Origin of the sequence: Streptomyces sp. NBC_00568 (genome assembly GCF_026341855.1) — a bacterium.
In the GTDB taxonomy this organism is placed as follows: domain Bacteria; phylum Actinomycetota; class Actinomycetes; order Streptomycetales; family Streptomycetaceae; genus Streptomyces.
Window position 1 is genome coordinate 265,367 of record NZ_JAPENW010000002.1, and the last position, 20,385, is coordinate 285,751.

14 protein-coding genes and 3 pseudogenes are annotated in these 20,385 nt (G+C 64.1%); 7 read left to right on the forward strand and 10 right to left on the reverse strand.

Annotated features, from left to right (window positions below; translation table 11 throughout):
* Positions 1-73 precede the first annotated feature (73 nt).
* The gene (locus OOK38_RS33470; RefSeq protein ID WP_266849752.1) at positions 74-733 is read right to left on the reverse strand and encodes a hypothetical protein; all 660 of its coding nucleotides are present in this window, start codon (positions 731-733) and stop codon (positions 74-76) included.
* A gap of 1,071 nt (positions 734-1,804) precedes the next feature.
* Between OOK38_RS33470 and OOK38_RS33475 the strand changes: the two genes are divergently transcribed.
* Positions 1,805-2,263 carry a hypothetical protein gene (locus tag OOK38_RS33475; RefSeq protein WP_266849754.1) on the forward strand — a complete coding sequence of 153 codons (459 nt, stop codon included), beginning with the start codon at positions 1,805-1,807 and terminating at the stop codon, positions 2,261-2,263.
* Positions 2,264-2,480: 217 nt separating this feature from the next.
* Here the strand turns inward: OOK38_RS33475 and OOK38_RS33480 are convergent, their stop codons facing one another.
* Positions 2,481-2,939 carry a hypothetical protein gene (locus OOK38_RS33480; RefSeq protein ID WP_266849756.1) on the reverse strand — a complete coding sequence of 153 codons (459 nt, stop codon included), beginning with the start codon at positions 2,937-2,939 and terminating at the stop codon, positions 2,481-2,483.
* Between the two features lie 236 nt (positions 2,940-3,175).
* Between OOK38_RS33480 and OOK38_RS33485 the strand changes: the two genes are divergently transcribed.
* Together OOK38_RS33485 and OOK38_RS33490 are read left to right on the forward strand one after the other, a co-directional pair.
* Positions 3,176-3,898, forward strand: coding sequence for a response regulator transcription factor (locus OOK38_RS33485; RefSeq protein WP_266849758.1), 723 nt, complete (start codon positions 3,176-3,178; stop codon positions 3,896-3,898).
* Between the two features lie 58 nt (positions 3,899-3,956).
* Positions 3,957-5,717 carry a cell wall metabolism sensor histidine kinase WalK gene (locus tag OOK38_RS33490; RefSeq protein WP_266849760.1) on the forward strand — a complete coding sequence of 587 codons (1,761 nt, stop codon included), beginning with the start codon at positions 3,957-3,959 and terminating at the stop codon, positions 5,715-5,717.
* A gap of 141 nt (positions 5,718-5,858) precedes the next feature.
* On the opposite strand, the pseudogene OOK38_RS33495 reads toward OOK38_RS33490, so the two are convergent.
* Positions 5,859-6,586 (reverse strand): annotated as a pseudogene (locus tag OOK38_RS33495) (transposase family protein).
* Between the two features lie 100 nt (positions 6,587-6,686).
* Between OOK38_RS33495 and OOK38_RS33500 the strand changes: the two are divergent.
* A pseudogene (locus OOK38_RS33500) lies at positions 6,687-6,938 on the forward strand (IS1380 family transposase); the annotation flags it as partial.
* A 229-nt stretch (positions 6,939-7,167) separates the two neighbouring features.
* Positions 7,168-9,501, forward strand: coding sequence for a GDSL-type esterase/lipase family protein (locus tag OOK38_RS33505; RefSeq protein WP_266849762.1), 2,334 nt, complete (start codon positions 7,168-7,170; stop codon positions 9,499-9,501).
* A 771-nt stretch (positions 9,502-10,272) separates the two neighbouring features.
* On the opposite strand, the gene OOK38_RS33510 is transcribed toward OOK38_RS33505, so the two are convergent.
* The 5 genes from OOK38_RS33510 to OOK38_RS33530 form a co-directional block, all read right to left on the reverse strand.
* Entirely contained in the window at positions 10,273-11,673 is a 1,401-nt protein-coding gene (locus OOK38_RS33510) for an MFS transporter (RefSeq protein ID WP_266849764.1), read from the reverse strand.
* Between the two features lie 695 nt (positions 11,674-12,368).
* Entirely contained in the window at positions 12,369-12,977 is a 609-nt protein-coding gene (locus OOK38_RS33515; protein WP_266849766.1) for a hypothetical protein, read from the reverse strand.
* A 273-nt stretch (positions 12,978-13,250) separates the two neighbouring features.
* Entirely contained in the window at positions 13,251-14,534 is a 1,284-nt protein-coding gene (locus OOK38_RS33520; protein ID WP_266849768.1) for an ABC transporter permease, read from the reverse strand.
* The gene (locus OOK38_RS33525) at positions 14,527-15,216 is read right to left on the reverse strand and encodes an ABC transporter ATP-binding protein (protein ID WP_266849770.1); all 690 of its coding nucleotides are present in this window, start codon (positions 15,214-15,216) and stop codon (positions 14,527-14,529) included. Before OOK38_RS33525 ends, OOK38_RS33520 begins: the two co-directional genes overlap by 8 nt.
* The gene (locus OOK38_RS33530; protein ID WP_266849772.1) at positions 15,213-16,427 is read right to left on the reverse strand and encodes a hypothetical protein; all 1,215 of its coding nucleotides are present in this window, start codon (positions 16,425-16,427) and stop codon (positions 15,213-15,215) included. Before OOK38_RS33530 ends, OOK38_RS33525 begins: the two co-directional genes overlap by 4 nt.
* 565 nt (positions 16,428-16,992) lie before the next feature.
* Here OOK38_RS33530 and OOK38_RS33535 point away from each other — a divergent pair.
* Positions 16,993-17,676, forward strand: a complete 684-nt coding sequence (locus tag OOK38_RS33535) for a response regulator transcription factor (RefSeq protein WP_266849774.1) — start codon at positions 16,993-16,995, stop codon at positions 17,674-17,676.
* 1 nt (position 17,677) lies between these two features.
* Positions 17,678-19,477: a cell wall metabolism sensor histidine kinase WalK gene (locus tag OOK38_RS33540; RefSeq protein ID WP_266849776.1), complete on the forward strand. Its 1,800-nt coding sequence runs from the start codon at positions 17,678-17,680 to the stop codon at positions 19,475-19,477.
* A gap of 111 nt (positions 19,478-19,588) precedes the next feature.
* Here OOK38_RS33540 and OOK38_RS33545 read toward each other — a convergent pair.
* Together OOK38_RS33545 and OOK38_RS33550 are read right to left on the reverse strand one after the other, a co-directional pair.
* Positions 19,589-19,901: pseudogene (locus OOK38_RS33545) on the reverse strand (transposase family protein).
* 40 nt (positions 19,902-19,941) lie between these two features.
* Positions 19,942-20,325, reverse strand: coding sequence for a ribosomal protein L7/L12 (locus tag OOK38_RS33550; protein ID WP_266849778.1), 384 nt, complete (start codon positions 20,323-20,325; stop codon positions 19,942-19,944).
* Positions 20,326-20,385 lie beyond the last annotated feature (60 nt).

Sequence of the window (20,385 nt, forward strand, 5' to 3'; positions counted from 1 at the left end):
TACACGTCGCCGACAGCTATGCCCTGGCCATCGTCTTCACGCCCGGCGCGTGCACGGCAACTTGGTCTCCGCATCAGGCGAGCTTGAGCGCCAGCGTTGCCGCAGTACCGGTGGAATAGGCGATGGTGTGATAGAGCAGAATGGGCTGGCGCGGCATCCTGTACAGCAGGAACACCGCCAGCACCGCGACGACCGTCACCACCAGGAGGTCGAGACCGATACGCTCGAAGGCGAGATTCGCAACGATCGCTCCAGCGGCAAACAGGGCGTTCACCGTGACGATGGCCTTGTCGACCCATGCCAACGGCATCTGATCGGGAGCGGCTGCTTGGCTGAGCATGAGAGCGACGCTCAGTAGCACGAAGCCCATAAAGAAGACCCCGTGTGAGAACGATTCGTCGTTGAAAGCGATGACTCCGCACAGTCGGGACGGTTCAGATGCACAGAACCGCCCGTGCAGGTAGTTCGTGACTTCGTGGTTGCCGTAGCCCGCGGCGTAGAGGTAGGCGCCAGTAACGAAGAGCGCGCCCAGCAGGCGGCGGCCTCGTTCGCGGTGGGAAGGGGCGGACACCGCACGCACGTGCTCAATGAGGAGGTAGTAGAGGAGCACGGTGAGCAAGCCGAGTGCCATGTTGTTGAGTTCTGTCCAGCGCAGGAACTCGTTGGGCAGTGCGTAGCCAAGAGTGAGCTGGCCGCGCCGGTTCACCGAGACGGCAACCAGGACCAGTGACACGAGGCCTAGCAGCAGGTGGAGGTGCTGATGGCCTGGCTCGCGGTGCGAGCGAAGTGTGGCAGCCTCTGCTGGTTGGGAGCGTGCTGTTTTCACGGGTGGAGCTCCCGGAGAGATGACGGGCTTAGTGGGCAAGGCACGATAGGTCACTACGCTCGGCAGCTACGAGTGGTTCAATGCCGCAGGTTCTCTCGGTCAACTGGCCAAGGCTGTGGTCTTCCGTAACCGAGGCAGCTGGCGCAGCAATCAGTCTTGGGCTTGCGAAGATTGGTGTTGGACAGCGACCGAAGCGACTCGGCCTGGGGACTATGAGCGGAATCCTCGCGCAACAGCAGGTTCACGTCGGTGTTGTTGAGTCGTTTCGGTCGCTTCGGGCTGGTTTCGTGCCGCCGCGGACTGCGCTTTTGCCCGGTACGTTCCGCAGGTGCGGGAACGGTCCAGGAAGCTGAATGCTCTCCTCGTCCCCTTTTCAGCCCAGGGGGAAGCGGTGCCGACCTGCGATTCGGTCTCCACTCAAGCTTTCGGAGGATCCGCCGCGGGGGTCGGCGCGGTCACAGTCCAGCTCTCCAGGGTGGGAGCCAGCTAGTGAGAGGCCCGTTGGCGGGCAGCTATGAGGCTGTGCCCTCCCTCACCCCGGGCTGTCAGGGCACCGGCCCGTGAAGACACAAGTCCGACAGCATGCGCCTGGGCCCTGAACTGAGGCTCGACCGAGGGATTGCGCAGCTGAAGGACTGCCGGGACCCTGCGAAGGTTCCGTATCAGCCCGAAGTGGAGTACGTCCGTCCCCAGAGCCGCCATCACGCCGAAGAGGCGGTGCCGGTTGCATCGCTGACGGACCGTCGGATGTCGATGTGAGGGGTCACTGGCTTCGAGCTGGCGGGCAACAGGTTCGTCGCCTGGAGCCGATAGGTACGGAAACGCACCTGTTTGCCTGTACGAAGGCGGTGCCGGCGCCACTGGTGAACCGGCTTCGCTCCGTCGTCGTTGATGGATGTGCGTACGGAACAGCAGTGGGACTCCGTCGCCGCTGTCTGCGGGCACCTACATCGCCCAACCTCTGAAAGGATCCGCCGCGTGAAGAAGTGGCTCCATGCCCTTGTGACAGGTGCGAGCGTGGTCGCAGCGGTCACACTGCCAGCTAATTCGGCCAGTGCTGCCGGAGATGACTCAGTACTCAGGAACGCCAAGAGTTCCGCGTGCCTGCGAGACCCGGGGCCACGCTACAAACTCGCATCCGGAAGCTGTGGCTCCGATGCGGTGTGGCACAGGATCCCTGTGAGCAACAACAGGTACATGCTGCAGAACGTCTCTACCGGTCGGTGCATGGACACCAATGGAACGGACCTGTACATGTCTTCCTGCAGCAGTGCTGACTCCGGGCAGCGGTGGATCAGCTTCGATTCGTTCCACAGTTGGCAGGCAGCAAACGGCAAGGTCCTGGTCCAGTGGGACACGTATGTCGTTGGTCTCTCCGCGATTGACGACATAGACGACAGCAGAAAGTACTCCTGGACCAACACCTTCAGCATGTAGCGCCGAAGAGTTCGACAACGCCACCAGAAGTCAACCTCGACTTCGGAGCCCAGGGCGCCCGGGCACTACTGTGTCCGGGCGCCCTAGTAGAAGGGCCCGCAGGACCCGCCCGGTACTCGCGGAGACCGAGAACGGCGCCAACGTATCGCCGACAAGTGAAGCGTTGAAGGCAACGGATCTCACCTGTGCCCCCGTCACTCCTGGTCGTTGGCGCCTGCTATTTCTGGCTGAACGCCTTCTTCAAACAGTCGTCCTCCACCCGCACATAGTCAGGAGGCAAGCTGCCCACGTAGTTGTAGCCGCTGCCGTCCGGCAGGACTGAGACCTTGACCCCCTGCTTGTTCATGCAGTTGATCTGCTCACGAAAGGAATCCATGAAATCAGGGTTCCGCTTCGGGTCGAGCTCTACGGGCTGTAGAGGCCGCTTCGACCGACAGGCCTCATCTGCGCTCTTCATGGCTGGCGATTCCCGATGGGGAAAGATCCATTCGCCAGCGCCGCCAGCTGGTGCACCCTTCGTGTATGTGGGTACACCAGCCTGTTTCAGACATGCCGAGTAGGCGTTGTTGATCTGGCGCTTCTCCTCTTCCGTACTGTCCAGCCGCAACTGGACGCCCTCGCTGGCTGCATCAGCATGCTCCTTCCCAACTGCGCGATTTCCCTTCGGACTCGCCACCGAGGCCACGTTGGGCTCTCGGCTGGCATCCGAGGTATCAGACCCCCCACACCCAGCGACGAGCAAGAGGCCGGCGAGGGAGCAAAACCGAAGAGAGCGGCGGCGGAAGCAGGCCGCCCTGGGTATGGACCTGACGATCAACATGATTCAGATGCTGAGCCAAGGTTATGAAGATCCTGATAGGGCAACGTCAGGATCCTGACAGCAGGGTTTGGCCACGGCTTAGGGTCGACACCATGTGCGCGCGTGTCCTGATTGCCGAGGACGACAAGAAGCAGGCAGAGCTGATCCGACAGTATCTGGAGCACGCTGGTCATCACACCGCCGTGGTGCACGATGGATACTCGGCTCTGGACCTGGTTCGGCAGGATCCGCCGGACCTTCTGATACTCGACGTGATGCTGCCGCGGCTCGACGGATTGCAGGTCTGCCGCATACTCCGGCGCGAGACCGACCTGCCTGTTCTGATGCTCACCGCTCGCTCCACCGAGGACGACCTGCTGCACGGCCTCGACCTTGGCGCGGATGACTACATGACTAAGCCCTACAGCCCTCGCGAATTGATGGCCCGGATCCGCACATTGCTGCGTCGCTCCGACCCTGCGGCTGCCCCTGGTCCTCGCATTCTTCGCGCAGGCGCACTCACCGTGGATCCAGTGCGCCATGAGGTGTTGCTGTCGGGGCAGCTGGTGGTCTGTACTCCGGGGGAATTCGCACTGCTGACAATACTGGCCAGTCAGCCGGGCAGGGTGTTCACTCGACAGCAACTGCTGGAACTGACCAGGGGATCCGACCAGTTTATCGGCGGCCGCATCGTCGACGTGCACATCGGTAATCTCCGAAGGAAGATCGAACGAAATCCACGGCGGCCCGTCCTCCTGGTGACGGTTTTCGGAGTCGGATACAAGCTGGAAGGAACGCAGCGCCACCGTCTCCAGGACGGCAACCATGTCACGTAACCGACCCCATTTCCCTCACAACAGAGTTCCCCTGCGCAAGAGCCTGCTGGCCCGTCTGATGGCCACCTCTGTGCTGATCGCGATCTGCTCCATCGGCGCCACCGCATGGCTTGCGGTGCAGACCACCAGCCACGCAATCGAGCAGGAACGGGGACAAGCCCTCTCTGACGACACGGAGATCTACGACCGACTGACGGGATATGCAGCCACACATCCTCGCTGGGATGAGATAGCTCCCCTCGTGCGTGAACTCGCGCAACGCGCCGGACGCCGGATTGTTCTGACCTCGCCAAGCCACCACCTCCTGGCGGATTCCGCTGCCAGCCCCGCTCCGCTGCCAGCCAGGGTTTCAGCAATCGTCGATCCGCTACACGCGGAGAACGGCCCGCTGTTCGCCATCCGGGCACCGACTGATGACTCCCCCATCGACCCACGGGCTACGGGCCCCTACCTGCTGCCCAAGAAGGAGCGCGCCACGCTGCGAAAGCTGGCGAACAAGCGAGTCGCATGCCTGCGCGATGCCGCAAGCAACGCCCACTGGATCGACACTCCCAGCGGCCGCCCGACTGTAAAGATCAACATCGCGCCCGGAGCCCAACTCCCGACCATCGACCCGTGCGTCCTACCGCTTCTCGATGCACCCACGCCCACCGAGCGTGCACCCCTCGCGTGGCTCAACGCCGAGCTATCCAATTGCCTGACGGCTCGCAAGGTACCTGTCCACCTGCGAGTCGGAGCCAGCGTCTCACCAGACCTGTCCTGGTTCTCCAAAATGCCTGCCGGCCGATACGCCGAAGTAATCGAAGCCTGCTCCACTGACAACCGCCGCAGGCAGCTGAAGCCCTTTGTCGCTCCGGCAGCGTTGCTGTATCTCGGCGCTCCTCACAACCCTGCTGCGCCACCGTTCGACCTCTCCCCCACAAACACGGCCCGGATCGCCACCGTCACTGGCCTGGTACTCACTCTCACCGTCTTCGTAACGGCAGTGGTCGCCTCTCGGCTGGTTCACCCTCTGAGAGCTCTGACAGTCGCTGCTCTCTCCCCCGACCGCCGGCACCACCGCGTGCCGGTCACCACTAAGGATGAAACGGGTTACCTGGCCGCCGCATTCAACGAGATGATCGAACGTCGCGAACATCTGGAAGAACTGCGCCGGGCCATGGTCAGCGATGTCGCCCATGAACTGCGTACCCCGCTCACCAACATCCGCATCTGGCTGGAAGCCACGGAAGACGGCATCGCCGAACCCGACCCGCCGCTGATCGCCTCACTACTGGAGGAGGCGCTGCTGCTGCAGCGCATCATCGACGACCTCCAGGACCTCGCCGCAGCCGAGGCAGGACAGTTGAGCATGGATCGCAAGGCGACACACCTCGCAGGTGTTCTTCATCAGGTTGTCGCCGCGCACCGCGCATCGGCCGAAGCCTCGGGTGTCAGCCTGGCGTCCGGAGGCGACGGCAGCATCTACCTACTGGCCGACCCAGCGCGGTTGCGTCAAGCCTTCGGCAATCTAGTGTCCAACGCTGTGCGGCACACCGCCCCGGGTGGAAGTGTCACTCTCGCGTCCCGCAGATCCGGCGACGACGTGGTCACCGAAGTGACCGACACAGGAAGTGGCATCGACCCGGATGACCTGCCCAATCTGTTCGACCGCTTCTGGCGGGCAGAGAAGTCACGCAGCCGGCGCTCGGGAGGCAGCGGGCTCGGCCTTTCCATAGTCCAGCAAATCGCGCGCGCCCACGGCGGTTCTGTCTCTGTAAGCAGCACTCCTGGCGTCGGGTCCACCTTCGCCGTGAGAATGCCCCTTACAGACCCGTAGGTACGCAGGTAAGCCCCTACCTACCCCAGGACTCCTGACCTACCGCGAAAGAGACCCATCTCATCAAGGGTTGCCAACCACTAAACGGTGGTGCAGAACGCCGTGATTTTGCAGTTCAGGGCCGGGCCGCTGCTGTTCTGATCACGCGGTCAGGGCGAGGTTGTGCATGTGGGCGACGGCTTGGACCACTTGGTGGAGGCCGTCGCCATGCTGCTGGCAATCACGGAGGATCTTGTAGTTCTTCAGCCGGCCGATCGCATGCTCGACCCGCGCGCGGACCCGGCGATGTTCCGCGTTATCGGCTTCCTCGCCGACCCGGCCGGGACGTTTGCGGTGGGGGACGCCCAGGCCGGTGTTGATGTAGGCGCCGTCGCCGAGCACGGTGACGCCCTGGCAGTGTGGCAGCAGGCCAGAGTCGCGCCACACGTGAGCGTCGGCCCTGTCGCCCGAAGCCGGGCGGGCGTCGGCGTCGATGATGACCTGCACGTTTACGGAGAACCGGTAGTTGCGGCTCGAGGCGCCGACCGTGCGGTCGCGGACCGGGACGAGCGTGCCGTCCACGATCCACAGCCGATCTGCGGCATCGACGGGCGCGAGTGCGAGGAGGGGCCACAGCCGCTGGACGCCCCGGCACACGATGGCCGGCGAGACCCCGAACAGCGGAGCGAGCTTACGCATGGTGAGGTTGGTCCGGTAGTAGACAGCCACCACAAGCACCCGGTCGGCAAGCGGCAGACACCATGGCCGCCCGATCCGCGGCCCCTCGCCACCCCGCTCCCGCACCACCTTCAACAGCCGCTCAAACTGCTTCATCCGCAGCCCGTGAACGTCTCCACCCACAACGGATCAGCCCTCAACACCTCACGCATACAAGGGAAATGCCCTACTCGCGACGTTCTGCAACACGCTTACAGTAGTCGTCAGGAGAGCTGCACTCCTCAGGTGAAGAGGAGTATCGGGACTCCTCAGGTGAAGAGGAGTATCGGGTCGTACCCGGGCGGCCGCGGGGTGGTGTCCCAGGCCAGAGCGGCGCTGTTGGTCGAGAGGGTTCCCAATTCAGGCCTGAATTATGGGATATCGCGGGCACTGGCGCCGTGACGCAAGGCCCGTGCGGTGCACGATCCGCGCACGGACCTGCAGGATATGGCACTCACCGTCGCGCCGGTCGGGACCTGCCTGGCGGATGTGGGCACACTGCGGTACGAACCTTCGGTGTTCGGCCGTGGCATGTTCCCCATGCCGGAGAGCATCCAGCACGTAGATGTCCGTCAGCCCGACTGCGCCGTGCGCAACGGCATCGGTCATACCGCGCTTACCGCACCGGAACCTGAAGGGCACCTGCATGGAGTTCGCCGTGGCCAAGTGATGGCGGCAAGACTTCGCCAAGTTCCCTGCAAGAGTCGTGGAGAATGCTGGCCGGAAAAAAAGTGAGGCCTTCGTTCATCATCTGATGGATCAGACAGTAAACGGCACCCAGGATACCAATTTCGTTTCGCGAAACCAGAGAAACTCCACCACGGGTTCACGCGAAAAGAAGGGTAAACGAATGCGAAAAATCGCAATACCACTCGTCATGTCTTTGATGAGTTTTCTCGGAATAACGCTCATATACGCTCCATCCGCAACAGCAATCGTGGGGGGAGCGGACTCGGCCCACTTGCACGGGGAAGTGCAGATCCTCCAGGAGGACAACGACGCCCCAGATTTGGATGACGACAACGTCTGTGTCGGATCACTGATCGACGTCAAGTGGGTGCTGACCGCGAAGCACTGCCTTTACGAACAGGATGGGACTGAGAGGCCGCTCTCAGAAATGTCGGTAATGACAGGTAGCCGGACGCTACGCCAGGGTACACAGCACAGTCTGAGCAGGGCCATCGAGCACCCTACCAGTGATGCGGCCTTGCTGGAACTGACAGATGCCGAACATAACTACCAACTCGTGGTCGGCTACTCGGCAAATGTCCCGCCCGTGAATAGCCTGGTCTCCTTCCGAGGCTGGGGTCCGACCTCGTTGGACGAGGACGCAGATATCGAGTCAGAGCATCAACAGGTCGCCACGATGCGGGTAGGAAATAACAACCATACAGACCCAGACATTGGACCCGGCGGCTACGGTTTGTACCTCAACCAAATCAATCTGGGGGTGTCAGTCGGGGGAGACTCCGGAGCCGGAATTGACTGGCAGGGCCGCGTGGTCGGGATTCTCACAGGAGGCGACGACGAGACGTTCACCGACGCACTCAAGATCGCACCGATCGCGCAGTGGATCAAAGATAGGAGTGGAGTAGCTTCATCTTCTTCAGTACCGAGCGAAATCCGGCTGATGCCGCTTGGCGACTCGATTACTGCTGGCGTCGCCAGTTCCACCGGCAACGGCTACCGTGGGCCGCTGCGCAGCGCACTGCAGAACGCCGGCGTGAGCAGCCTCGACTTCGTGGGCTCTGTAAACAGCGGAGAAATGGTGGATAAAGACCACGAGGGTCATTCTGGCAAGGTCATCCAAGAGATCGAAGATTTCGCCGACTGTACGGTTCCGGCCAGTCGCCCGAATGTAGTGACTTTGCATGCGGGAACCAACGATATGGACCAGGACCTTGAACTTGAGGGTGCCCCTCAGCGACTCGGCGCCCTTATCGATCGGGTGCTTACAAACGCACCCGAGACGACGGTCTTGGTAGCGACCCTGATTCCGGCCCAGAAGGCGGGACTGCAACCCCGCATCGATGCATTCAATGCGGCGCTGCCCGCACTGGTCGGCTCACGCCAGGCACAGGGCAAGCGAGTGGCCCTGGTGGATATGAGCTCAGTAACCACGAGTGACCTGGCTCAACCGGCCCACCCGAACGACACCGGCTACGCAAAAATGGGCGAAGCCTTTTACGGCGCCTTGATCGCCGCCCAGGACCGAGGCTGGATTCAGACCCCGAAGCCGGGCAACGGGCAGCAGTGTTCACCCGACAGTCCCCCTGACAGTGCCGCTGGGGCGGGTTGGTTGTCGCTGGGGACGATCGCGTCGGGGATGCCGTCTCCGACGGGCCGGACCGACCTGGTGGAGCTCGACGGGGATCGCCGGGCCGACTACCTGAAGATCTCCAGCACTCTGGGCACGGTACGGGCCGCGCTCAACAAGTCCAGTTCCGTCCCGGGCAAGCCGGACTGGATCGAACTGCCGTACCGCAACTCGGGCGCGCCCAGCGACAAGTTCGCCGACATCGACGGTGACGGCCGCGACGACATGATCCATCTCCAGGACGGCAATATCGCCTGGGTACGGAACCTGGGACCCATTTCGGACGGCATGAACTGGCAGGCCACCGCCTACAAGGTCGGCCTGCCCACGGGAGTCTCAGACGACGCCGTACGCTTCGCCGACATCGACGGTGACGGCCGCGACGACTACCTGCGCGTCGGCGACTCCGGCAATATCCACGCCTACGTCAACCTCACCACCGGCTGGGAAGAACACCTCAACTGGGCTCCCGGCGTCTCGGGCGGCTCCAGGAACGCCCTGCGCCTCGCAGACGTCAACGGCGACCGCAAGGCCGACTACCTCATGGTCAGCAGCGACGGATCCGTCGACGCCTACATCAACAACTGGGACCGGGCCAACCCCACAGCACCCGGCCGCTTCACGAAGAAGGAAAACTTCGTGAACGCCACCAACTACCCCGCCGACAAATCCACCTTCCGCGACATCAGCGGCGACGGCAAAGCCGACTACGTCGTCATCTACGACGGCGGATCCATCCGTTGCTGGCTCAACAAGGGCGGAAACCTCTGACAAGAGGCATCACGTGACCCGTGATGGCGCAACTGACCCTGCTCCATAGCCACGCGGACATCAAGATCAGCAACTGCGCTCCAGACCAGGTCCTGGCCGACGAATAGTCTCGTAGGCCAGGACCTGGCGCCGTTCACCACCAGAACGTGCAACGTACTCTCGATGCGGCCCAGCCACAGAGGCTCTGACCGTCGCCCGAGCCACCAAGTGCACCGACATCACTCGCCAGACCTTACTGAACCGTTCAGGGTCGAATCGGGCTCGATTCCCTGAGAGGGATTGAGTCATGGCACGTCCCTCCGTCTGCCCTCCTGAGCTGCGCAAGCATTCGGTCCGCATAGTCGCCGACGTGCGGCCCGACTACACCACCGAATGGGCCGCGATGAGGGGGTCGCCAGCCGGCTTGTCTTTCTCCGCAGCCGAACTCAAGCGGGCACATCTGCGCTCGTAGCGTTCATCGCGGACGAGCCCGTCAAGCTCCACAAGAACAAGTGCTAGGACCACCGGCTCCTGCGACGATGACTCGCTGCCCGTGGGATCGGACATTGCCGCGCCCGCAAGGGCGTTGAGCCCTCGAGCGGGATCCTGCTTCGTGCTGCACAAATGTCTTCGGTGGGAAACGACGACCAATGAGTTGGACTCTGCATCAGGCAGGACCTGTTGGTGCGCCTGGCAGCCTGAAGCGAGGTTGCCAGTAGCTGAAAGCTGCCTGGGCTGACCCCCTGGGAACTGCTGGCAAGAGCAACAATCCGCAATATCCGCCGCTGAGAGTCAAGTGCGGGTTCCCTCGGGGGAGCGTGGTCCAGGCGCAAGAGATGCCGGGTCCATGGGAGCCTTAGCATCCGCGGATTTGAACCAACGTATTCCCGCGACGAGAACCAACGCCGTCACCACCGGGCCCGCCATCACCAGGAGGTAGGTACCGCCTGTAAGGCCACCGAGTGTCGAGCCGACTGCGAGGCCGGTGCTGTAAGCAGCAATCATCCAGCCGAATGCCTCGGTCGACGTGCCCGGTGGGGCTGTCTCCAGAAGGATGAGGCAGGTGGTGCAGACGTAGACGCCGAAGAAGATTCCAGGAACTGTGATGAGGAGTACCGACGGAACGGGTCCGACCCCGACCACGAACGGGATGTAGGCGACTGCCATCACCGCCGCCATGGTGATCGACTGCCGCAGTTTGCTCGCTGGCCATGAACGCGTGCCGTACACGAGGCTCCCGACCACTCCGCTCAGCGCCAGCACGGCGGGCATAGCCCCCTCCATCCATCCTGCCCGATGTTCGTCGGCCTGGACTACAGCGGCCACCCGCATCGCGCCGTTTGATACACCAGCGCAAGCAATCGCGATGAGCGCGACTCGAACGGCCGATGACTGAAGCGGCCCAAGCCAGTGGCCCTGCTTCAGGGCTACCGGCCGTAGCGTCTGGGCTGGTGCTGAACACGCCAAGCTGAGAGCTCCGGCGAGGCCTAGTGCAGCTGTCGCGATGAGAGCCAGGCTCGGTGAACACGCCACCAGCCCTGCGGCCAGGAGTGGGCCCACGACGTAGACGGCTTCCTGCGTCCCGCTGTCCAAGGCGTATGCCGTACGCAAGAAGGGGACCTCGTCTCGGCCCACTGGCACGATCACCGGCCACAGGGTGCGAAGTACCGCTTCCAGGGGCGGATTGGCCACGCCGGCCACGATGGTCAGCACGAGTGTCAACACGGTGTCGCCGGTTCCAAGCAGGCCTATCGCCGCCAGCGCAGCAGTAGCAAGCCCGGCGCCGACCAGGACCGTTCGAGCGGGTCCCCGGCGGTCCGCCACGCGTCCCAGCAACGGCTGCCCCGCAGCGTAGGCGACCAGGTAGACACCAGCGAGGAGACTGCCGAACGCAAGTGAGCCGGATTTCCCGGCTGCCAGTAGCAGAGCGGTGGGAGCCATGCCGTTCGGGAGGCGCCCGACCAGTGTCGAGGTGAGAAGCCTTGCGGCAAAGGGCCCCCGCAGCAGCTGCCAGTACCCGAGCTCATGCCCTTCCCGACGAGTTGGGTGCCCGGTGTTTTCCTGCAGCAAGGGTAACTCCAATTCGAGGATGACTTCGGACCACAGAGCGATCGCCTCGATGCCCTCACGAATGGCAGGATCCGAATGCAGTTCACCTCCGGGCCGCGGGAATACCGAGGACGGGATTCCCATAGCAATCCGCCGCCTTGGCGTCAAAATTCACGCGATTCCCCTCCTGGATAATCAGAGGAAACACGTGCCCAGGCCCTGCTGGCAACAACCTGCACTACGGCCCGCGGCCCCAACGGGTTCACGGTGCCCTGGTCACACTCGAGGTGCGCGGTCACTTCGCAGCCGGAGCCCGAGCGGCAGCCTTGCTCCCTGGTCGAAGTTGCGCTGTCCTGGGGGCAGGGGGCGGTCGCCGGGGCGGTGGCTGCGAGCCCAACGGCGGCCGCCATGCTCGTGATCTTCGTCCGCTTCGGCGACTACTGCTTCGCCGAGCGCGCGCATGGACCGTCAAAGATATCCACGACATCGCGGGAGTACCGGCTCGCGCCCTCTGCGACGTTCACTGTTCCCGCTCCGCAGCCCGCTGGAGCGCTGGCACGCGCGCCCGAGCAGATGTCACGACACCTGGCCGCGCGCATCCTATGCGACTGCGGCGCGCCGTGCTGGCTTGTGGGTCGCTTCAGTCGCTGCGGGCACGCGGGACCTGTTGCGACCCACGCCGGTGTCCGCCGGGAGCAGGGCTTCTCGGGTGAGGGAAGCCATCTGCCGGGGTTGCGTATAGCTGTCTCAAAGGCGACGGCTTTCTCACCCGACCGTGGCGGTTTCAGATCTATTTCCGAAGGCGGCCTACTCTGCTCCGTAATTCTGGGACACGCGTATCACTTGAACGCCTCGATCTCGCACTCCCGCAGAATCCTTTCCGTGCGGGGTGCCCCTCGCTCGTCCTGCGATACGCTCGCATCGTAGTTCCATCCGCTACCGTCGGGCAGAGCCTTGATGCGGATTCCGTGATCATTTATGCATTTGATTGATGCTCGGAAGTCATCGGCGTAGTTCGGGTTCTGGTTTGGGTCGAGTTCCGGCGGGGGAACCGGCTTCTTCTTCTTGCATGCTTTAAGTGCTGCGGTCGGCTGGAGTTCATCTTCGGCCGCATTCAGCAGATGCTTTCCTGCCGCTTTGGGTCCGGTGACTTCTTCCACTTTGCCACCGTGCTGCTTGAGGCATGAGGCGTAGGCGTTGTATATGTTGCGCATTTCGTCAGGCGTACTGTCCAGGCGAATACGCGGTTGGTCCTTGTCTGGATCTGCTGCGTCCGGCGATACGGCAGGTTTCTTGCTGTCTTGCTGCAGGGATGGGACTTCGTCCTTCTTGTCCTGTTGTCCGGAGTCTCCGCAGCTGGCGAGGCTGAGGATGGCCGCAGCTACTGCGATGAGAGGTGCCGCAGCGTTGCGCGCAGGAGGGAGAGTTTTCCCCTTGCTCTTGAGCACTTGAGTGATCCTATCCAGGAGGTGAGATGCGATTGAGGGATGGATTCGTGAGCCGTAGAGGCAGGTGTTCCTTCGAGTCGTGGTGCCGGCACTGTGTGCACAGGTTTGGTATCTGGTTGTCCGGCCGCGTAGTTCGTGACGGTTCCCGCACCGTCAGGTAGGCCATGAAGGGGGCTCCGGAGTTGCCTGCGACAGGCAGGCGCGGACCACTCTGGGTCTAGTGATGCGTGTCGGCGCATCTACTGGGGTGTCGCGCGGGTGCTCACACGCAGGTCAGGTCGAGGCCAACGCCTCTGTAGGTGTCAAGCGGGAGGCGCGGATGGCGGGGTAGACGCCGGCAATGACCCCGACGAAGACGGCTCCGCCGAGCCCGGCTGCGACTGCCATGGCTGGTATGACAGGGGGCCAGTGGCGGAATGACGCGTAGGCGATTGCGGCTGCACAGCCCAGCAGGACGCCGGCAGCGCCGCCGAGCCCGGACAGGACGACGGACTCGGTCAGGAACTGGCCCCGGATCTGGCCCCGGTTGGCGCCCAGGGCCCGGCGTAGGCCAATCTCCCGGCGGCGTTCGAGAACTGAGATGACCATGGTGTTGGCGACGCCGATACCGCCGACTAGGAGGGCAACTCCAGCCAGCCCAAAGAACAGGGCGGAGAACGCACTCTCGGTCGCCCGTTTGGCGGCCAGGGCGTCGGACGGCCGACTGACCTGCACGAGCCCGGGTGTCTGCGGGTTGATGGTTGCGGGGAGCACAGCGCGCACGCTTTCGACCGCAGATTCGTCAGCTCTTGTGTAGACCACTGTCGGCCGGCCGTCGAAGTCCAACTGGCTGCGGGCTGCCTGCCAGCTGACGAGGACTGCTCGGTCGAGATCTTCGGCCAGGGGAACGGGGCGGAGGGTGCCGATGACGGTGAACCAGCGGTCAGCAAGGCGTATCTGGGGTGCTGGTTCGCCAGGGTGCATGGCGCTGAAGCCGAGACGCCGAGCGGCAAGGGCGCCAAGTACTACGGTTGGGAAGCGGTCACTGTCCCGGTTGAGGAAGCGTCCGGAGGCGACTGTGCCACCGACGGTCTGCAGCAAGTTCCGGCGTACTGCCAGGACGCTCAGGCCGGCGTAGTCGGCGGGGTCCACGCGGTCCGAGCGGTATACGGGGACATTGGTGTTGGCGACCGCGCTCGCTCGGTCGACTGGGCCGATGCGCTCGACCATTTCCACCGACTCCACGGGCAGAGAGCCGGGCTTGCTACTACCTTGCTCTGGCATGGCCTGGGCGCGCAGCAGGTTGGTTCCCAGCGCCGACAACTGCTGCATCAAGGCCTTTTGGCTGGAAGCCGGTATCGCCGTCACGATGATCATCGTGGCGATGCCGATGGAGATCCCGAGGGCTGACAGCGCGGCCCGTACTTTCCTGGTGCGGATGCCGAGCAGACCGAGCCCAAGCAGATCGAGCGGTGTCAGGCGAACGGTCGTCGGCCTTGCCTTTCGGTGCGCCGGCACAGCAGCGGCTGGGCTGTGAGGCGCAGACGAGTCGACGGCGGGCGGCGTCACATTAGTCATGTGGTGCGTCCAGTGCGGTATCGGTGATGATGTGGCCGTCGCGGATCTCGATGCGGCGAGGCAGCCCAGCGGCTATGTCTCGGTCGTGGGTGATCAGCGCGATGGTGGTGCCCTCCGCATGCAACTGCAGCAACAGGCGAAGGATTGCTGCGCCGTTGGCTGTGTCCAGAGCGCCGGTCGGCTCATCGGCGAGGACCAGGGCCGGTTGATTGACCAGAGCCCGGGCGATGGCGACGCGCTGTTTCTCGCCGCCAGACAGCTGGTTGGGCATGTGGTCAGTGCGGTGCGCCATGCCGACCCGTGCGAGGGATTCTCGGGCCAGCGTTGGGCGCCGGTTCCTGGGCACGCCCCCGTAGATGAGACCGACCGCGACGTTCTCGGCGGCAGTGAGTCCCTCCGTGAGGTGGAACTGCTGGAAGACGAAGCCCAGCTGCCGGCCCCGCAGTGTCGATAGGCGACGGTCAGACAATTGCGAGATGTCGTTGCCGCCGACCTCTACGCTGCCAGAGGTGGGCCGGTCCAGGGTTCCCATGATGTTCAGCAGGGTTGACTTCCCGGACCCGGAAGGTCCGACGATGGCCAGCAGTTCCCCGTTCTCCACGGTGAGAGAGACGCCGTCAAGAGCGCGGACGCCTCCGGGATAGGCCATGACCGCGTCGCGTATAGCGATGACTGTGGTCACGAGGCGGTTTCCACACGGAGCCCCGGGCGAATGCCGGGTCCGGTGACCTCGACCATGCCCTTGGCGAACATCCCAGTGGTGACTGGAACCAGGCGCCCCTCTGTTGTCCGCAGGGCATAGCCCCCTTCGCTCAGAGCAAGCAGGGCTTCTACGGGGACTGCGAGGACTCCGCGCTTCGTTCGGCCGGGGAAATCGACCTTGACAGGGGCTGCATTGAGCCGTTGCACCGCGTTGTCGCTGCCGAGGGAGACCGTGACGGTGATGCGTCCGTCGAGCGGGTTGCTTCCTTGCCCAGAGGTATCCGCGTCATTCCCCTGCACGACGGTCCCTATAGAGTCAACAGTGCCGTCCACACGTCGTTCGTCAGGCAGTGTCACGCGGACTCGGGCGCCCTTCCTGATCGCCCCTGCATCAGAGGCAGCGACGGGGACAGTGACCTGTTTGCGGGTGGACGTGACGGAGACCAGATCGGTGGTCGTTTCGTCGCCGACTTGCGCCAGAACCTTGCCGATCCGTACGGCCCCGGTCGTGACGAGTGCGTCACCTGGCAGGATCACCCCTGATTGATCCACGTCCTGGGTGCGCTGCCATCGCTTGATGGCAGCTACGAGGCTGGTGGTGAGCACAGCGTCGCCCTTTCGCACCTTGATGAGAGACGGAGAGGGCAGCGGCTGCTCGCCGTCAGCGGGCGCATCGGATGCGGCGTTTGGCGGCGGACTACTGGGCAGTGCGCTGGGTGCCGCAGGCGCTTCAGGGCTCGAGGAGGGTGTGGGGTTACGCACCCATGAGCCTTCGGCAGGTTGCGCGCCTGTGTCGTAGCCAAGGCTTCTCAGGTGGTCTGCGATGACGCGTACATCCCGGCCCACGAGGCCAGTCTTGTCCAAGGGGCGGAACAGCGGGGTATCCCCGTAGAAGAGCACCACTGGGTGGTCGTCGACGCGCCAGATCGCTTGGCCTCGCTTGACTGTGGCCCCCACTGCCGGCAGCCAGGTGACCCGGCCCCCGCCCGTGTGGTGCAGAGAACGGGGAGCGCCATAACCCAGGGTGCCGTCCAGCGAGAGGTTGTCGGAGAGAGTGGCGCTGGCCACTGTGACGGTCTTTGCCTTCCCGTCCTGCTGCGCTGGACGGCGGTCAGCACCGTCGTCGGGCCAGAGCGCCGCGCCCGTCGCTGCTCCTATCGCAGCAAGGAGCGCGAGGGCGATGCCCAGCATCCTTCGGCGGTGACGTGGGGCAGCGCCCTGGATTGCGGATCCTGACGTGACGGGCTCTTTCACCAACCCGTGCTTGGGCCCGCGGCGGCCCGAAGTGGCCTCGCCTGAGGGTGAGTCGACAACAGCCAGGCTTAGCGTTTCATCCGGGCCAAACTGTGGGCGGTTCGTCCCCGTACCCTTGTCAATCATTCTGGCAGACTCTTCTCATGCACTCTTGCTCATCGGAACCGCTTCAGTAGCTGGACGCTCCAAGCCGGCGCTGGCTGGTGTGCTCACGTCGACACCTCGGCACCTGGCCGCTCACTGCCCCGGAGGGCAGGTCGACGCGGAGCGTTGTCCTCGGCGCAAACGTTCGACCAGGGGAGCTCCCGCGGCTTGCGGCCGTCGGGAGAGGGCAGCCAGGGTGCGCGGACAGCGCGGCGTCCGACAGACCTCGACACGGCCGGACCCATCGCTGACGAGGTCCTACGGCAGAGCATGCCGCGCAGATATCAAGAAGTTGTCATCGTGCGAGACATTTCTCAGCCATGCCCATGGCAGACGAACTGGACCTAGCATCGGGCGGGTGAGTGCACACATCCTGGTTGTGGAAGACGACGTAAAGCAGGCGGAGGTGATTCGCCTGTCCCTGACGTCCGAAGGGCATATCGTCAGCGTCGCGCACGACGGCCCGACGGCCCTTGAGCGGGCGCGGCAGTGGCCCGCGGACCTGATCGTCCTCGACGTGATGCTGCCGGACATCGACGGTTTGGAGGTATGCCGCATCGTGCGTGCGGAGTGCGATGCCCTCGTGCTCATGCTCACTGCGCGAACCGCGGAGGCCGACATACTGGCCGGCCTGGATATCGGCGCGGATGACTACATGACCAAGCCGTACAGCCCACGCGAGCTCGTGGCCCGCGTCAGGGCCATGCTGCGTCGCAGCCGCCTCGATGCCGACGACGGCGGAGCACTGCGGGTTGGCTCGCTCGTCGTTCACCCGGACCGGCACGAGGTGTTGTGTGACGGGCGACAGGTGTCCTGCACACCGGGCGAGTTCGAGATTCTGTGCATCATGGCAGCCTCGCCCGGCCGGGTCTTTACTCGCCGCACGCTCCAAGAATGCTCCGGTGGTGATCAACGTGCGCACAGCGAGCGGGTCGTCGACGTGCACATACTGAATCTGCGTAAGAAGATTGAGGCCGACCCGAGAGCGCCGACCCGGCTGCTGACAGTTTTTGGCATCGGGTACAAGTTGAGCGGCGGCTAACGTGCCGGACAAGGTTCTGCTGCGCCACAGCCTTCTCGTGCGGCTCCTCTCCACTTCTGTGCTGATCGCATTGTGTTCGATCGCCGCCACCGCATGGCTTGCGGTGCACCTCACGACGCGCGCGCTGGAGCAGGAGCAAGGGCAGGTCCTGGCAGATGACGCGGCCATTCAGGACGCTCTCACCGCCTATGCCGCCACCCACGGTGACTGGAGCCGTGTGGAGCCCACCCTTCGCCGCCTCTCTCACAGGACAGGCCAGCGGATCGCGCTGACCACCGAATCCCACCAGGTGCTTGCGGACACCACTGCGAAAGCGGCATCGCTGCCCCGACGTTCCTCCGCAGCGATCGATCCCCTGCGTGCCGAGTCCGTTTCGGGCGCGGGACGAGTCGAGGGCTACCGCATCGATCCGCGCGCCGTGGGCCCCTATCGTCTCCCGGCCAGGGAACGTTCCGCTCTCTTCGAAGCGGCCAGCACAATGTCGGCCTGTCTGCAGCGGTACGCAATAGACGCCCGCGTGGTCGAATCCCCCAGCGGGCGCCCCCGACTGGAACCGGCGGCCGAGGACAATCGCCCTTTGGACATGGCCGATTGCGACTACGGCAAGCTGAGCAGTCCCACCCCGGTAGAGCAGCGAGCCCTGCGAGCACTCGACAAGCTCGTGAAGCGATGCCTTGCCGAGCACCAACCCGAGGTGACACAAGAGGTCCGGGTACTGCCGGACTTCACCTGGGCGGCCAAGGCGATAACAGGGCCGCGCGCCAAGAGAGCAGTTCAAAAGTGTGTTGACGACAGCCGCAGAAGGCAACTCGACCCCTATGTCGCAGCGCCTGCGCTGCTCTACCTTGCCTCCGAGGACGGAAGCACCGACGTCCACTTCGAGTTGTCGAGACAGAACACAGGCCGCCTGGTCGGCATGACCGGGGCCATCCTTGCCCTGACCGTCGCGGTCACCACAGGCGTCGCCATCCGGCTCGTGCGGCCCTTGCGCGCGCTCACCGAGGCTGCCCGGCACTCGGGCGAGGACCACCTCATGGTGCCAGTCACGACACGCGACGAAACCGGAACGCTCGCGGCTGCCTTCAACGCCCTGTCCGAGCGTCGCTCTCGTCTCGAAGCCCAGCGCAAAGCGATGGTGAGCGACATCGCGCACGAGCTGCGCACCCCTCTTACAACCATGAGGGCCTGGTTGGAAGTCGCTCACGACGGCATCGTCACGCCCGACCCCGCGTTCCTCCGTTCCCTCCTCGAGGAGGCCGTTCTCCTGCAGCGCATCGTTGATGACTTGCAGATTCTCGCTGCTGCTGACGCCGGCGAACTGCCGATCCATCCCGAGCCACTGCGACTGAACCACGTCCTGAGCCAAGTGGCGGCCGCCCACCAGGCCCAGGCAACTGCATCGGGCGTGGAACTGAGTGTCCAGGCTGCCTCAGATGTAGAACTGACAGCCGATCCGACGCGGCTGCGCCAGGCTGTCGGCAACCTGGTAGCCAACGCAGTCCAGCACACACCCCCTGGAGGCGTTGTCGCACTCTCTGCCCACCGCACTGCCAACAGCGTCACCATTCAGGTCGCTGATACCGGCACCGGCATTGCCCCGGGCGACCTGGCCCAGATCTTCGAGCGGTTCTGGCGCTCTGAGAAGTCGCGCAGTCGCCGAACCGGTGGCAGCGGGCTGGGTCTAGCCATCGTCCGACAGCTGGTCGAGGCCCACGGCGGAACTGTCACAGCTGAGAGCGTCCCTGGCCTGCGAACGGTGTTCACCGTCGACCTGCCGGTGCGGGAACACCCCTGCGCGTAGCGAACTGGATTCCTCCCGCCGTACAAACCTGGCCTCTCTGCTCCGGCGCGCCTAAAGGGTGTTGCACAAGGTCCTTCTCGGGCAGGTCGGAGTGGTGCTTGACCTGGTGTTTCACCCGGCGAGGGCGAGATTGTGCATGATGGCGACGGCCTGGACGGCGTGGTGGAGGCCGTCGCCCTTCTGACGGCAGTCGCGGAGGATCTTCCAGTCTTCATTCGGGCGAAGGTGTGCGAGCTGGCGCATCGTGAGGTTGGTGCGGTAGTAGACGGCCACCAGCAGGACCCGGTCCGCCAGCGGCAGGCACCACGGCCGGCCACCGCCCGGCCCGTTCCCGCACCACCTTCACCAGCTTCGCGAACCGGTCCATCCGCAGCCCGGTGAACGTCTCCACCCACAACGGATCAGCCCTCAACACCCCACCCATACAGGAGAAATGCCCTGATCATGGCCTTGTGCAACACCCTTTAGAGCGTGTCTCTCAGATCTGGCTGCGAGTCCGTCAGCAGTGGCCGTATCCGGTCCGTTGCTGGTGGGCAACTTGCCCGGCAGGTCTCGGGAGGCCATGGCCCACTACATGGGGCCGGGTCGAGCGGGCCTACCATGCGTGTGATGGTTCGGTCGCACCAGTCGCACACCACTGTCGCGTGGGCACCCGCGGCCTCAAGGATTCCGGCCGCGTCTTGGGCGGCCTCGAGCCAGTCGGGTTCTGTGACCGCCACGGGCGCACTGTCCAGCAGAAGCTTGCTGTTCCACAGGCTGAGGCCGGTGACCGTCCGGATCGCACGGACCGCCTCCGTCTTCCGGTCTCCTGCCTCCGTCAGCAGGACACAGAATCCTGGCTCTTCCACACACCCTCCCCGGCGGCCTCAGGCTGTCCAGCAAGTGAAGCATCCCCGCAACTGCTGAAC

Coding starts and splice junctions, on each gene's coding strand:
- OOK38_RS33490 (WP_266849760.1), top strand. CDS start 3,957: ATGGCCACCTCTGTGCTGATCGCGATCTGCTCCATCGGCGCCACCGCA.
- OOK38_RS33530 (WP_266849772.1), bottom strand. CDS start 16,427: ATGCTGGGCATCGCCCTCGCGCTCCTTGCTGCGATAGGAGCAGCGACG.
- OOK38_RS33510 (WP_266849764.1), bottom strand. CDS start 11,673: ATGGGAATCCCGTCCTCGGTATTCCCGCGGCCCGGAGGTGAACTGCAT.
- OOK38_RS33520 (WP_266849768.1), bottom strand. CDS start 14,534: ATGACTAATGTGACGCCGCCCGCCGTCGACTCGTCTGCGCCTCACAGC.
- OOK38_RS33485 (WP_266849758.1), top strand. CDS start 3,176: ATGTGCGCGCGTGTCCTGATTGCCGAGGACGACAAGAAGCAGGCAGAG.
- OOK38_RS33505 (WP_266849762.1), top strand. CDS start 7,168: ATGGATCAGACAGTAAACGGCACCCAGGATACCAATTTCGTTTCGCGA.